This window comes from Mycobacterium sp. NPDC004974, assembly GCF_053600815.1.
In genome coordinates this window covers 138,263-153,032 of sequence record NZ_JBSGAQ010000004.1, presented here as the reverse complement: position 1 = coordinate 153,032, position 14,770 = coordinate 138,263, and the positions used below count along the sequence as shown (strand labels likewise).

Sequence of the window (14,770 nt, the reverse complement as noted above, 5' to 3'; positions counted from 1 at the left end):
TACCCCGGTTTTATCGCGATTGGGTGACACCATGGACACCATGAGGCAAAGGATCCTTGTCGTCGACGACGACCCATCGCTGGCCGAGATGCTCACCATCGTCTTGCGTGGTGAGGGATTCGACACCGCGGTCATCGGCGATGGCAGTCAGGCGCTCACCGCGGTCCGCGAACTGCGGCCCGATCTGGTCCTGCTGGACCTGATGTTGCCCGGCATGAACGGGATCGACGTGTGCCGGGTGCTCCGTGCCGACTCCGGCGTGCCGATCGTCATGCTGACCGCCAAGACCGACACCGTCGACGTGGTGCTGGGCCTGGAATCCGGCGCCGACGACTACGTGATGAAGCCGTTCAAGCCGAAGGAGCTCGTCGCCCGCGTGCGCGCGCGGTTGCGCCGCAACGAGGACGAGCCCGCCGAGCTGCTGTCGATCAACGATGTCGAGATCGATGTGCCGGCCCACAAGGTGACCCGTCAGGGTGAGCAGATTTCGCTGACACCTCTGGAGTTCGACCTGCTCGTGGCGCTGGCACGCAAACCGCGTCAGGTGTTTACTCGTGATGTGCTGCTCGAACAGGTGTGGGGATATCGCCACCCCGCTGACACCCGTTTGGTGAACGTGCATGTCCAGCGGTTGCGGGCCAAGGTCGAGAAAGACCCGGAGAACCCGCAGGTGGTGTTGACCGTTCGAGGAGTGGGATACAAGGCCGGACCCCCGTGATCTTCAGCTCCAGACGGCGCATCCGTGGTCGCTGGGGAAGCTCCGGCCCACTGTTGCGCGGATTGGGGACGCTCGGCAGAGCGCTGAGCATGGTGTGGCGTCGATCGCTGCAGCTGCGGGTGGTCACCCTGACATTGGGGCTCTCGCTCGCGGTCATCCTGGTTCTCGGATTCGTGCTGACGAGCCAGATCACCGACCGGATTCTCGAGGTCAAGGTCAAGGCCGCCACCGAGGAGGTCGAGCGCGCCCGCATCACGGTCGGCGGCATCGTCGGCGGTGAGGAGAGCCGCTCGCTCGACAGCAGCCTGCAGCTGGCCCGGAACACCCTGATCGATCGCAAGGCCGATGCCCGCGCGGATATGGCCGGGGCGTTCGACGCGGTGCTCATGGTTCCCGGCGACGGTCCGCGCGAAGCCGCTGCGGCCGGGCCGGTGCAGCAGGTGCCGAAGGCGCTGCGGGACTTCGTCAAAGCCGGGCAGGTCAGTTACCAGTACGCCACGGTGCAGACCGATGCGTTCTCCGGACCGGCGTTGATCGTCGGCAGCCCGGCGTCCTCGTCGGTACCCAATCTTGAGCTGTACCTGATCTTTCCGCTGAACAACGAGGAAAGCACCATCTCGCTGGTGCGCGGCACCATGGCGACCGGTGGTGTGGTGTTGTTGGGTCTGCTGGCCGCGATCGCCCTGGTGGTGGCGCGGCAGATCGTGCAGCCGGTGCGTTCGGCTTCGCGGATCGCCGAGCGGTTCGCCGAAGGCCACCTCACCGAGCGGATGCCGGTGCGGGGTGAGGACGACATGGCCCGGTTGGCGGTGTCGTTCAACGACATGGCCGAGAGCCTGTCGCGCCAGATCCAGCAGCTCGAGGAATTCGGTAACCTGCAGCGCCGCTTCACCTCTGACGTCAGCCACGAGCTGCGCACCCCGCTGACCACGGTGCGCATGGCGGCCGACCTGATCCACGACCACAGTGAGGACCTGGACCCGGCGTTGCGCCGGTCCACCGAACTGATGGTCAACGAACTGGACCGTTTCGAGACGCTGCTGGCCGATCTGCTGGAGATCTCCCGGCACGATGCCGGTGTGGCCGAGCTGTCGGTGGAGTCGGTCGATCTGCGGTCCACGGTGCAGAGCGCACTGGACAACGTGGGGCACCTGGCGGCCGACGCCGAGGTCGAACTCGACGTCAACATGCCAGGTGACGAGGTGATCGCCGAGGTGGATCCGCGCCGGGTGGAACGGATCCTGCGCAATCTCATCGCCAACGCCATCGACCACGCCGAACGCAAACCGGTGCGAATCCGCATGGCGGCCGACGAGGACACCGTCGCGGTCACCGTCCGCGACTACGGCGTCGGCCTACGTCCCGGCGAGGAGAAACTGGTGTTCAGCCGCTTCTGGCGATCGGATCCGTCGCGGGTCCGGCGCTCCGGTGGAACCGGGCTCGGCCTCGCCATCAGCATCGAGGACGCGCGACTGCACCAGGGCCGGTTGGAGGCCTGGGGTGAACCGGGCAAGGGGGCCTGCTTCCGCCTGACGCTGCCGCTGGTGCGTGGCCACAAGGTGACCGCCAGCCCGCTGCCGCTCAAACCAGCTGCGCCCCAGCAGAAGTCGCGGCAGAGTCCCAACCGGGACCGGGAACATGCTGAGGAGAACGTGTGAAGCGCCTGCTGACGGTGGTGATCGTCGGTCTGGTAGTTCTGGTGTCCGGGTGCGCGGGAATTCCGAATTCATCGTCCCCGCAGGCCATCGGCACGGTCGACAGACCGGCGCCACCGAATCTGCCCAAACCGGCGCCGGGGATGGACCCCGACGTGCTCCTGCGTGAATTCCTCAAGGCCACTGCCGATCCCGCGAACCGGCATCTGGCAGCCCGGCAGTTTCTGACCGAGTCGGCCTCCAGCTCATGGGACGACGCCGGCAGCGCGCTGCTGCTCGATCGGGTGGTGTTCGTCGAAACGCGTGGCTCGGACCGGGTTTCGGTGAATATGCGGGCGGACATCCTCGGATCCCTGTCCGATATGGGAGTGTTCGAGACAGGGGAGGGGGCACTGCCGGACCCTGGTCCGATCGAACTCGTCCAGACTCCGGGCGGCTGGCGGATCGACAAGCTGCCCAACGGCGTTTTCCTTGACTGGCAACAGTTTCAGTCGACGTACAAGCGCAACACCCTCTACTTCGTCGACCCGACCGGAACCACGGTCGTGCCCGATCCGCGCTATGTCGCGGTCTCCGATCCCGACCAGTTGGCCACCGAGCTCATCTCCAAACTGGTGGCCGGGCCACGTCCGGAGATGGCCAGGACGGTGCGCAACCTGCTCGAAGCGCCACTGCAGCTGCGCGGTCCGGTAACCCGGGCCGACGGTGGCAAGACCGGGGTGGGCCGCGGATACGGCGGTGCCCGGATCGACCTCCAGAACCTCTCGACCACCGATCCGCACAGTCGTCAACTGCTTGCCGCACAGGTCATCTGGACCCTGTCGCGGGCCGGGATCAGCGGGCCTTATGTGATCAACGCGGACGGTGCACCGCTGGACGATCGGTTCACCGACGGATGGGAGACCTCCGACGTCGCGGCCGCCGACCCGGGGGCGGTGCCCGGTGCCGCCGCCGGCCTGCATGCGCTGGTGGGCGGCTCACTGGTGGCGCTGGACGGGCAGAGCACCAGCCGGGTTCCCGGGGCGTTCGGCTCGGCGCCAAATCAGATGTCGGCCTCGGTGTCGCGCAACGGTCAGGACGCTGCCTCGGTCGTGGTGCTGCCGGATGCGCCGGAGGCCACCGCCGCCTCGCTGTGGATGGGGCCGCTGGGCGGGCCCACCGCCATGGCCATCGAAGGCCGCACCCTGACCCGGCCCAGCTGGTCGCTCGACCAGGCCGTGTGGGTGGTGGTCGACAATGCCAACGTGGTGCGTGCCATCCGTGACGCATCCGGTGTGCCGGCGCGCATTCCGGTCGATGTGGCCGCGGTATCCACCCGCTATCCGGGTCCGATCACCGAATTGCAGCTCTCTCGCGACGGCACCCGCGCGGCGATGGTGATAGGTGGACAGGTGATCCTGGCCGGGATCGAGCGAACGCCCGAGGGACAGTTCCTGCTCACCTATCCGCGGCGCCTCGGCTTCGGTCTGGGCAACAGCGTGGTGTCGCTGTCCTGGCGTACCGGCGACGACATCGTGGTAAGCCGGACCGACCCGACCCACCCCGTCTCGTATGTGAACCTCGACGGGGTGAACTCGGACGGGCCCAGCAGCAACCTGGTGGCCCCGGTGTCCACGGTGGCCGCCAATCCGTCGACGGTGTACGTCGCCGACCAACGCGGCGTGATGCAGCTTTCCGCGTCGGCCAGTGAGGGCAACCCCGGCTGGGTCGAGGTGCGCCCGCTGATGGTTCCCGGCTCGCTGCCGGTGCTGCCCGGCTGAGCCGCTGCCGCGCCGGTTTCTGCACCCGGGCTGTGCACCCGCCGGGATCCATGACCCAGGTGTGGAAAGCGGCGAAGTGGAAACCGGCGATGTCGGTGCCGGCGCGCAGACTGCCGGCATGCTCGACCTCATCCTGCCGCTGGAGTGTGGCGGCTGCGGGGCGCCGTCGACCCGGTGGTGTGCGTCGTGTGCCGCACAACTCGGCGTCGCTGACGACGAGCCGCACCTGTTGACTCCGCGGACCGATCCGGGAGTCCCGGTCTTCGCGCTGGGACGCCACGCCGGTGTCCGCAGGCGCGCCATCGTGGCGGTCAAGGAGCACGGCCGTACCGACCTGATCACCCCGCTGGCCGGCACGCTGAGTACCGGCCTTCAGCACCTGCTGACCTGGGGCATCGTCCGCACTCCGGTGACCGTCGTACCCGCGCCCACCCGGCGTGCGGCAGCGCGTCGCCGCGGAGGTGATCCGGTCGGCCGGATCGCGACGTCGGCGGCGTCCGGTCTGCCAGGTGTGCGCGTCGTACCGGCGCTGCGCCTGCGGCCGTGGGTGCGTGATTCGGTGGGCCTGTCGAGCGCCGCACGTCAGCGCAACATCGCCGGCCGGGTGCGTCTGGTCCGACCGGTTGCAGGTGAGGTGGTGTTGGTCGACGACATCGTCACCACCGGGGCGACGGCCGCCGAATCGGTGCGGATGCTCACGCGCGCCGGGGCTCAGGTGTCCGCTGTGCTGGCGATTTCGCATGCCTGACGCACGCGTCATTTCGCTGCGATCAAACCCACATGAAGAACTGAAAACACGTATTTGAAATTGGTGGCACGAGTGGGTGAACACGGACTACCGTCGGCAGCAACCACCCGTGAATGACTCACGGCGGCGCTCCCGTAACGCAGCGCCACTTCACCGCTGAACGGTAGGAGGTGAGTACCCGACACCTTTCGCCGATGGGTGGAGCAAATTTTCCGGCCCGTCGGCACGATCACGATTCGTTGAGAAGTAGGGCACGCGTGAGCGTGTGACAACTGAGAGAAACGAGTTGCCGAGTATGTCAACCCATTCCCCGGAAACAAGCGCCACCATGGTGGTCGACCCCGACGAGCAGGTCGGCGACACCACCCCGGAGCCGAACGCAGAAGTTGTGGTCAAGGGTCGAAACGTCGAAGTTCCAGACCATTTCCGTATCTACGTCTCGGAGAAGTTGTCGCGCCTGGAGCGGTTTGACCGCACCATCTACCTGTTCGACGTCGAGCTCGACCACGAACGTAACCGCCGTCAGCGCAAGAACTGCCAGCACGTCGAGATCACGGCCCGCGGCCGTGGCCCGGTGGTGCGCGGCGAGGCCTGCGCTGACAGCTTCTATGCCGCTTTGGAGTCAGCGGCCGGCAAACTCGAGAGCAGACTGCGCCGCAGCAAGGACCGGCGCAAGATCCACTACGGCGACAAGACCCCGGTCTCGCTTGCCGAAGCGACCGCGCACGAGGCGGTGTTCGAAGCCCAACCGACGTCGACGGCCGACGCCGGATTGGCGGATGGCCTCGACGACCACGAGCCTGGCCGGATCGTGCGGACCAAGGAACACCCGGCGAGGCCGATGACGGTCGACGACGCCCTCTATGAAATGGAGCTGGTAGGCCACGATTTCTTCCTGTTCCACGACAAGGAGAGCGACCGGCCGTCGGTGGTCTATCGCCGCCATGCCTACGACTACGGGCTGATCCGCCTGGCGTAGTGCGTCTCGGGTAGACACGAAGAAACGAAATCGCACCTCGGAGCAATCCGGGGTGCGATTTTGTTTCTTCGCGCCAGCAGAACCAGCGACTTCGACCGGTCACCTACGATGGAGGCCAACTAAGCCCGAGCGATCCCGCCCATGGGATCCATCGAACCCACAGGGGAAATAGCGTGCTGTCGAAGTTGCTCCGTCTCGGTGAAGGCCGCATGGTCAAGCGCCTCAAGAAGGTGGCCGATTATGTCGACACCTTGTCCGACGACATGGAGAAGCTCTCGGACGCCGAGCTGCGAGCCAAGACCGACGAGTTCAAGAAGCGGATCGCCGACGGCGAGGACCTCGACGACCTGCTGCCCGAGGCGTTCGCCGTGGCCCGTGAAGCCGCCTGGCGGGTGCTGAGCCAGAAGCACTTCGAGGTCCAGATCATGGGCGGCGCGGCCCTGCACTTCGGCAACGTGGCCGAGATGAAGACCGGTGAGGGCAAGACCCTGACCGCGGTGCTGCCCGCCTACCTCAACGCGCTGGGCGGCGAAGGCGTGCACGTCGTCACGGTCAACGACTACCTGGCCAAACGCGACAGCGAGTGGATGGGTCGCGTGCACCGGTTCCTGGGTCTCGACGTGGGTGTCATCCTCTCGGGCCTGACCCCGGAGGAACGCCGGACGGCCTATGCCGCCGACATCACCTACGGCACCAATAACGAGTTCGGCTTCGACTACCTGCGCGACAACATGGCGCACTCGACCGACGACATGGTCCAGCGTGGCCACAACTTCGCGATCGTGGACGAGGTCGACTCGATCCTCATCGACGAGGCACGTACCCCGCTGATCATCTCGGGCCCCGCCGACGGCGCCTCCAACTGGTACAGCGAGTTCGCCCGGCTGGCCCCGTTGATGGAGAAGGACACCCACTACGAGGTCGACATCCGCAAGCGCACCATCGGTGTGCACGAGCTGGGTGTGGAGTTCGTCGAGGACCAGCTGGGCATCGAGAACCTCTACGAGGCCGCCAACTCGCCGCTGGTCAGCTACTTGAACAACGCCATCAAGGCCAAGGAGCTGTTCCAGCGCGACAAGGATTACATCGTCCGCGACGGCGAGGTGCTCATCGTCGACGAGTTCACCGGCCGTGTGCTGCTGGGACGCCGCTACAACGAGGGCATGCACCAGGCGATCGAGGCCAAGGAGCACGTCGAGATCAAGGCCGAGAACCAGACACTGGCCACCATCACGCTGCAGAACTACTTCCGCCTCTACGACAAGCTGTCCGGCATGACCGGCACGGCCGAGACCGAGGCCGCCGAGCTGCACGAGATCTACAAGCTGGGTGTGGTGCCGATCCCGACCAACAGGCCGATGGTCCGTCAGGATCAGGGCGACCTGATCTACAAGACCGAGGAAGCCAAGTACATCGCCGTCGTCGACGACGTGTCCGAGCGCTACGAAAAGGGTCAGCCGGTGCTGATCGGTACCACCAGCGTCGAGCGCTCCGAGTACCTGTCGCGGCAATTCACCAAGCGCAAGATTCCGCACAACGTCCTGAACGCGAAGTACCACGAGCAAGAGGCCAACATCATCGCCGAGGCCGGCCGGCTCGGCGCCATCACCGTCGCCACCAACATGGCCGGTCGCGGTACCGACATCGTGCTCGGCGGCAACGCCGACTTCCTGGCCGACAAGCGGCTGCGCGAAAAGGGCCTGGACCCGGTGGAGACCCCGGAGGAGTACGAGGCCGCCTGGGACGACACCCTGACGGCCATCAAGGAAGAGGCCGGCAAGGAGGCCGAGAAGGTCACCGACGCCGGTGGGCTGTACGTGCTGGGCACCGAGCGCCACGAGTCCCGGCGTATCGACAACCAGCTGCGCGGCCGCTCGGGCCGCCAGGGCGACCCGGGCGAGTCCCGGTTCTACCTGTCGCTGGGCGACGAGTTGATGCGACGGTTCAATGGCGCAACGCTGGAGTCGTTGCTGACCAGGCTGAACCTGCCCGACGATGTGCCGATCGAGGCCAAGATGGTGACCCGCGCCATCAAGAGTGCCCAGACGCAGGTCGAGCAGCAGAACTTCGAGGTCCGCAAGAACGTCCTCAAGTACGACGAGGTGATGAACCAGCAGCGCAAGGTCATCTACAAGGAACGGCGGATGCTGCTGGAGGGCGAGAACCTCCAGCAGCAGGCCCACGACATGCTCGTCGACGTGATCACCGCCTACGTCGACGGTGCCACCGCCGAGGGCTACGCCGAGGACTGGGATCTGGCCAAGCTGTGGGACGCGCTGAAGACGCTGTACCCGGTCGGCATCGACCACCACGATCTGGTCGACTCCGACGCGGTCGGTGAGCCCGGTGAGCTGACCCGCGAGGAGCTGCTCGAGGCGTTGATCGCCGACGCCGACCGCGCCTACGCCGAGCGCGAGAAGCAGCTCGAAGAGCTGGCCGGCGAGGGCGCCATGCGTCAGTTGGAGCGCAACGTCCTGCTGAACGTGATCGACCGCAAGTGGCGCGAACACCTCTACGAGATGGACTACCTCAAGGAGGGCATCGGCCTGCGGGCGATGGCCCAGCGCGACCCGCTGGTCGAGTACCAGCGCGAGGGCTACGACATGTTCGTCGGCATGCTCGACGCGCTCAAGGAGGAGTCCGTCGGATTCCTGTTCAACGTTCAGGTCGAGGCCGCGCCGGCTCCCCCCAGCGCTCAAGTCGCACCCGTGGCTGCGCCCAGCGGGCTGGCCGAGTTCGCTGCGGCCGCCGCGGCGAAGGCCGGGGAGACCACGGCCGCTGATCCGGAGTCGGGTGCGGTGGCCACCAAGGAGCGCCCCGCGCCGGCGTTGCGTGCGAAGGGGATCGAGACCGAAGCACCGCCGCTGACCTACACCGGACCGTCCGAGGACGGCACCGCGGAGGTGCAGCGCTCGGGCGGCGGACGGCATTCCGCGCCGACCGGTGGTGGCACCCGGCGTGAGCGTCGTGAAGCGGCCCGCAAGCAGGCCAAGACCGGCCGGCCGGCGAAGTCGCACCGCAAGAGCTAACCCAACTGCAGCGCAGTGAGTTGCCAACGGCCACTGCGTAATTCGATACGGCCGGCGATGGCGCGCACCCGCGCCCCGCGGGTGTAGGTGGCGAACAGCTCGGCGGCCTCTGATGAGGCTGCCGGGCGCAGCCCCACCCGGCGCAGGCTCGCTGTGGTCGGGTGGCGGGACTTGGCGGCGGCGATGACTGCGTCGAGCACGAGTTGGCTCATCAACGACCTCAGCTGAGCCGGCGGCCTGCGCCGATCGAGGACTTCGAGGACCCGGCGCAGTGCCATGTCGGTGAACTGCGCGGCGCCGGGCTGCAGTCGCCGTTCCGGCTCGGGAATGGCCAGCCGCAACCGGCGCGGGGTAGGCCCGTGCAGCACGGTCGGCGCCGTGCAAGCCGGTGCGGCTCCCAGCGGCAGCGCGGGCGGCTCGCAGTCGATCACCGGGGCGGTCAGCGCGGTGAGTTTCGGGATGGGCACAGGCAACCTCCAGCGGTCGGCATCATGGACGACATCTGCTGGAGAGGTGCAGACCTCCCCATGATCGCATGCGTTCGGCGTGCCGAAAGCACGGATCATGGGGCCATCGGTTTCGCCGGATAACGTGACGGTGACGCACACCTCGGGCACTGACCAGGGGGACAGATGGTTGAGCCCAGTATCGATTGGCCGGCCGAGCCGCTGCGCTCGCTGATATGGACGTTGCAGGCGTGGGTGATCACCTTCGTGGTGTTCCTTGCAGTCGCGCTGCTCATCGCGAGGTCCACCCGGTGGGGACGACAGTTCTGGCGGGTCAACGCCCCGTTCTTCCGCGGCCGGGGCAGTTGGCGCACCTGGGCGCTGCTGGCGTTCATCCTGTGGCACACCGTGTATTCGGCCCGGGTGGTGGTGATCTTCACCTATCAGTACGCGGATCTGATGAATGCGATCCAGGCCGGTTCGGAGGCACTGGCCACCCACGACGCCGACAAACTGGATGCTGCGCGCCAGGCGTTCATGACGTCGTTTGCGATCAGCGGGATTCTGGTGGCGCTCACGGTGATCTACACGGTGGTCGACCTGTTTCTGCGCCGGGTCTTCTCCATCCATTGGCGCATCTGGCTCAACACCCGCCTGGTCGACGACTGGATGACCGGTGATGCGTTCTACCGCAACCGCTTCCTGGATCCTCCGGTGGAGAACCCCGACCAGCGCATCCAGAACGATGTCGAGACTGTCACCACCAAGTCGGTCGACATGAGTGTCGGGGCGGTCAACAAGTCGCTGCTGATCGTCATGTTCACCGGCGTGCTGTCGCAACTGTCGGGGCCGTTGCAGTTGGGCGGCTGGGTGATTCCGCGGGCGATGGTCTTCGTGGCATTCATCTTCTCGATCACGGTGACGGTCATCGCGTTCTGGATCGGCCGCCCGCTGGTGCGGCTGAACTTCCTCAACGAACGGTTCAGCGCCAGTTTCCGGTACGCGTTGGTGCGGTTGCGGGACAGTGCCGAGCGCGTGGCCTTCTACCGGGGCTCCGAGCGCGAACGGCGGTTGCTGCACTCCCGGTTCGCCGAGATCATCGCCAACATGTGGCGCATCGTGTTCGCCCAACTCCGGCTCAACGGTTGGAACCGCGGCGTCGGCGATGTGACGACCGGCATGATCCCCTACATCGTGCAGGCACCCCGGTTTTTCGCCGGTCAGATCACTCTGGGTGGTCTGCTGCAGACCGTCGCGGCATTCGGAAACGTCTGTGCCGCAATGGCGTTCTTCCGGGACAGCTATGACGAGTTCACCGTGTACCGGGCCGCGCTGATGCGGATCGACCAGATGCTCGACAGCGATCGCCGGGCGCGGGAGTTGCCCAGGATCGCCGTCGGTCCGACGGCGGAATCGCTGGCACTGACCGATGTGGAGGTCGGTGACCTGCAGGGGCGTCCGCTGATCACCGATCTGACGATGGTGTTGAACCCAGGGGACAGCGTGGTGGTGAAGGGACCGTCCGGGTGCGGTAAGACCACCCTGCTGCGCAGTCTGGCCGAGTTGTGGCCGCGGACAGCAGGACTGGTGGAGTACCCGTCGGGATGGGCGACGCTGTTCCTGCCCCAACTGCCGTATCTGCCGCTGGGCGATCTCCGGGCCGCGGTCGTGTACCCGCTTCCGATTGCCGATGTGAGCGACAGCGAATTGCGGGACACGTTGTGCGCGGTGGCCCTCGGGCACCTGGCCGAACGCCTGGAGGAAGAAGCCGACTGGGCGTCGGTGCTGTCGCTGGGCGAACAACAGCGCGTCTCGATCGCACGGGTGTTGCTGGTGCGCCCGCGGGTGGTGTTTCTCGACGAGTCGACATCGGCGTTGGACGAGGGGCTCGAAGACGCCATGTATGGGTTGGTGCGGAAACGGTTACCCGATTGCGTGGTGGTCAGTGTGGGGCACCGGTCCACGGTCGATCGTCATCACCGGTCCCGGTTGAGCCTGGAGGGCGACGGGAGATGGGAGCTTTCGGTGATTTCGGTCTGAACTCCGGGTGGCGCCGGCGTGACCAGGAGGATGAAATTGACGGGCGGCAGTACCCGTGATGCGCGGGGACAGAATCGCCGGTTAACGTGACGGGGTTCGAGCGGAGCGAGATGGGGGAGGTTGGCGCCGCATGGTGAGCAGGCTGTCGGCTTCCGACGCAGCGTTTTACCACTTGGAGAACACCGCCACGCCCATGTACGTCGGATCCTTGTCGATCCTGCGGAAGCCGCGTGCCGGCTTGAGTTACGAGACCCTGCTGGAGACCGTCGAGCACCGTTTGCCGCAGATTCCGCGCTACCGGCAGAAGGTGCGTGAGGTGACGTTGGGCCTGGCCCGGCCGGTGTGGGTGGACGACCGGGATTTCGACATCACCTACCACATCCGGCGCTCGGCGCTGCCGTCTCCGGGCAGCGACGCTCAGCTGCATGACCTGATCGCCCGGCTGGGCTCGCGGCCGTTGGACCGGACCCGGCCGCTGTGGGAGATGTACCTGGTCGAAGGGCTGACCAAGAACCGCATCGCGATCTACACCAAGACGCACCAGGCGCTGGTCAACGGTATGACCGCACTCGAGATCGGGCACGTGATCGCCGACCGCGCGCAGAAGCCGCCGGAGTTCGGCGAGGACATCTGGATTCCGGCCCGCGAGCCCAGCGACCGCCAGTTGATGCTCGGTGCGATCGGGGAGTGGGTCACCCGGCCGACCAGCCAGCTGGCCGCCTTGCGGGACACCGTGACCGAGGTGGCAACCAGTGCCACCGAATTGGCCGCGGTGGGCCGCCGGGTTGCCGACGTGGCTCGCACGGTGGCGCGTGGCACCGCGCCCAACAGCCCGCTGAACACGACGGTCTCGCGCAACCGCCGGTTCTCGGTGGATCAGCATCGGTTGGAGGACTACCGGCTGGTGCGGGCCCGCTACAACTGCGACATCAACGACGTCGTCCTGGCCGTGGTGGCCGGCGCGCTGCGCAACTGGCTGCTGTCGCGCGGGGAGCCGGTGACCCCGACCACCACGGTGCGGGCGATGGCGCCGATGTCGGTGTATCCGGACGCCGAACTGGACTCGTCGGGGCCGGGGCAGGCGATCAGCGAGGTCTCGCCGTTCCTGGTCGATCTCCCGGTCGGTGAGGGCAACCCGGTGGTGCGGCTCTCTCAGATCGCCCATGCCACCGAGTCGCATTCCACCGCGGCCAGCCTGGTCGACGCGCGCACGATCGTGACCCTGTCCGGGTTCGCGCCGCCGACGTTGCACGCCATGGGTATTCGTGTGGCGACGGGGTTCTCGGCGCGGCAGTTCAACCTGCTGATCACCAACGTGCCCGGGGCCCAGAAGCAGATGTATGTCGCGGGCACGAAGCTGCTGGAGACCTATGCCGTGCCGCCATTGCTGCAGAATCAGGTTCTGGCCATCGGGGTCACCTCGTACGACGGCATGTTGTATTTCGGGATCAACGCCGACCGTGACGCGATGAGCGACGTCGACGTCCTGCCGAGCCTGTTCCGTGAATCTCTTGACGAGTTGCTCGAGGCCGCCAAGTAAATCTGGCAAAACGCATGACGTGTTTGACCTGAGCTGGAATTCGCGGTCTGATGAATTGATCATGCCAGCTGAGATACGAAAAAGTAGATCCGACAAGCACACGCAAGAAGCCGACGAAACCGCAGTAAAGAAAACGCAAGGCACGCTCAAGTCGCGCGTCACCGATGTGGTGCCGCACCATCCGGCGCTCGATGTTCCGGTGGAGCAGAAGGCCTATACCCGGCGAGCCGGGGTGGACTGGGTGGTCTTCGGCGTCACCGCCGCCATCGCTCTCGCTTTCCTGGTCTGGGGATTCGTCAGCACGGATTCGCTTGCCGCGGCGTCGTCGAACGCGCTCAGTTGGGTGATGGCCGATGTCGGTTGGCTTTTCGTCCTGACCGCGTCGGGGTTCGTGGTCTTTGTGATCTGGCTGGCCATGAGCCGTTACGGCAACATCCCGTTGGGCCGTGACGACGATGAGCCGGAGTTCCGCACGGTGTCCTGGGTGGCAATGATGTTCAGCGCCGGTATGGGGATCGGTCTGATGTTCTTCGGAGTCTCCGAGCCGCTGTCGCATTTCGCCTCCCCGCCGCCGGGCACCGGCGCACCCGGCAATCCCGAGGCCGCGCAGACCGCGATGGCGACGACGATGTTCCACTGGACGCTGCATCCGTGGGCGATCTATGCGGTCGTCGGCCTGACCATCGCCTACGGCGTGTATCGCAAGGGCAGGCTGCAGCTGGTCAGTGCGGCGTTCGAGCCCCTGCTGGGCAAACGTGCCAACGGGCCGTGGGGCAAGGTGATCGACATGCTGGCGATCTTCGCCACGCTGTTCGGGTCGGCCGCCTCACTGGGGCTCGGCGCGCTGCAGATCCGCAGCGGGTTGCACATCGTCACGGGGATCGGTGAGACCGGCAATGCCATCCTGATCATCATCATCACGGTCCTGACCATCGCGTTCGTCCTGTCGGCGGTGTCCGGGGTCGCGCGCGGGATTCAATGGCTGTCCAACACCAACATGGTGCTGGCGGTGGCGATGGCCCTGTTCATCTTCGTGGTCGGTCCCACGATGTTCATGCTGGACATGATTCCGACGGCGATCGGCAGTTACCTGGGAGACCTCCCGCAGATGGCAGCCCGTACCGGGGCCGAGGGCCCCGCGGTCAGCGCCTGGCTCCAGGACTGGACCATCTTCTACTGGGCGTGGTGGATCTCCTGGACCCCGTTCGTCGGCATGTTCATCGCCCGGATCTCGCGGGGCCGCACCATCCGGCAATTCGTGACCGGGGTGCTGCTGGTGCCCAGCGTGGTGTCGCTGGTCTGGTTCTGTGTGTTCGGCGGTGCGGCCATCTTCGAGCAGCAGAACGGTGTGGACCTCGCAGGTATGGGCAGCCAGGAGCGTCAGTTGTTCAGCCTGCTCGGTGAATATCCGATCGCTACGGTCACCAGCGTCGTGGTGATGGTGCTGGTCGCCATCTTCTTCGTGTCGGGCGCTGACGCCGCGTCGATCGTGATGGGTTCGCTGTCCGAGCGCGGCACCATCAAACCGACCCGCCCGACGGTGATCTTCTGGGGTGTCGCCACCGGTGCGGTCGCCGCGGTGATGCTGCTGGTAGGTGGTGCCGATGCCCTCAACGGTCTGCAGTCGATCACCATCGTCGTCGCGGTGCCGTTCGTGCTGGTGATGATCGGTCTCGCGGTGGCACTTGTGCGCGACCTTCGCCAGGATCCGTTGGTGGTTCGTCGTCAGTACGCGGTGGAGGCGGTGAGTAGCGCCGTGGTCAGCGGTGTCACCCAGCATGGCGACGACTTCGTGATTTCGGTGGAGAAGGACCCGCACGCCGCGGATCGAAAGGACGCCGAGGACGGCTAGGGT

The 14,770-nt window shown here is 66.3% G+C and carries 10 protein-coding genes; 9 read left to right on the top strand and 1 reads right to left on the bottom strand.

The window, feature by feature from the left end:
• Positions 1-31 precede the first annotated feature (31 nt).
• The 6 genes from mtrA to secA all read left to right on the top strand — a co-directional run bounded on the left by mtrA (position 32) and on the right by secA (position 8,889).
• Positions 32-718 carry a two-component system response regulator MtrA gene (mtrA, locus tag ACWEFV_RS11510; RefSeq protein ID WP_019343547.1) on the top strand — a complete coding sequence of 229 codons (687 nt, stop codon included), beginning with the start codon at positions 32-34 and terminating at the stop codon, positions 716-718.
• Positions 715-2,376 carry an MtrAB system histidine kinase MtrB gene (mtrB, locus tag ACWEFV_RS11505; RefSeq protein ID WP_135453240.1) on the top strand — a complete coding sequence of 554 codons (1,662 nt, stop codon included), beginning with the start codon at positions 715-717 and terminating at the stop codon, positions 2,374-2,376. Before mtrA ends, mtrB begins: the two co-directional genes overlap by 4 nt.
• Complete coding sequence (gene lpqB, locus ACWEFV_RS11500) at positions 2,373-4,133, top strand: MtrAB system accessory lipoprotein LpqB (protein ID WP_450070263.1); 1,761 nt, start codon at positions 2,373-2,375, stop codon at positions 4,131-4,133. The genes mtrB and lpqB overlap by 4 nt, the downstream gene beginning before the upstream one ends.
• Positions 4,134-4,251: 118 nt before the next feature.
• On the top strand, positions 4,252-4,881 hold the full coding sequence (locus ACWEFV_RS11495; RefSeq protein ID WP_450070506.1) for a ComF family protein: 630 nt from the start codon (positions 4,252-4,254) through the stop codon (positions 4,879-4,881).
• A gap of 328 nt (positions 4,882-5,209) precedes the next feature.
• Positions 5,210-5,860 carry a ribosome hibernation-promoting factor, HPF/YfiA family gene (gene hpf, locus ACWEFV_RS11490; protein ID WP_167858091.1) on the top strand — a complete coding sequence of 217 codons (651 nt, stop codon included), beginning with the start codon at positions 5,210-5,212 and terminating at the stop codon, positions 5,858-5,860.
• A 173-nt stretch (positions 5,861-6,033) separates the two neighbouring features.
• Positions 6,034-8,889, top strand: a complete 2,856-nt coding sequence (secA, locus tag ACWEFV_RS11485) for a preprotein translocase subunit SecA (protein ID WP_450070262.1) — start codon at positions 6,034-6,036, stop codon at positions 8,887-8,889.
• Here the strand turns inward: secA and ACWEFV_RS11480 are convergent.
• The gene (locus tag ACWEFV_RS11480) at positions 8,886-9,356 is read right to left on the bottom strand and encodes an Rv3235 family protein (RefSeq protein WP_135453244.1); all 471 of its coding nucleotides are present in this window, start codon (positions 9,354-9,356) and stop codon (positions 8,886-8,888) included. The two genes, secA and ACWEFV_RS11480, sit on opposite strands and share 4 nt — an antisense overlap.
• Before the next feature lie 165 nt (positions 9,357-9,521).
• On the opposite strand from ACWEFV_RS11480, the gene ACWEFV_RS11475 reads away from it, so the two are divergent.
• From ACWEFV_RS11475 to ACWEFV_RS11465, 3 genes are all read left to right on the top strand, one after another.
• Entirely contained in the window at positions 9,522-11,375 is a 1,854-nt protein-coding gene (locus ACWEFV_RS11475) for an ABC transporter ATP-binding protein/permease (protein ID WP_450070261.1), read from the top strand.
• A gap of 130 nt (positions 11,376-11,505) precedes the next feature.
• Positions 11,506-12,915 carry a WS/DGAT/MGAT family O-acyltransferase gene (locus ACWEFV_RS11470; protein WP_450070260.1) on the top strand — a complete coding sequence of 470 codons (1,410 nt, stop codon included), beginning with the start codon at positions 11,506-11,508 and terminating at the stop codon, positions 12,913-12,915.
• Between the two features lie 61 nt (positions 12,916-12,976).
• The gene (locus ACWEFV_RS11465; protein ID WP_450070259.1) at positions 12,977-14,767 is read left to right on the top strand and encodes a BCCT family transporter; all 1,791 of its coding nucleotides are present in this window, start codon (positions 12,977-12,979) and stop codon (positions 14,765-14,767) included.
• Positions 14,768-14,770 lie beyond the last annotated feature (3 nt).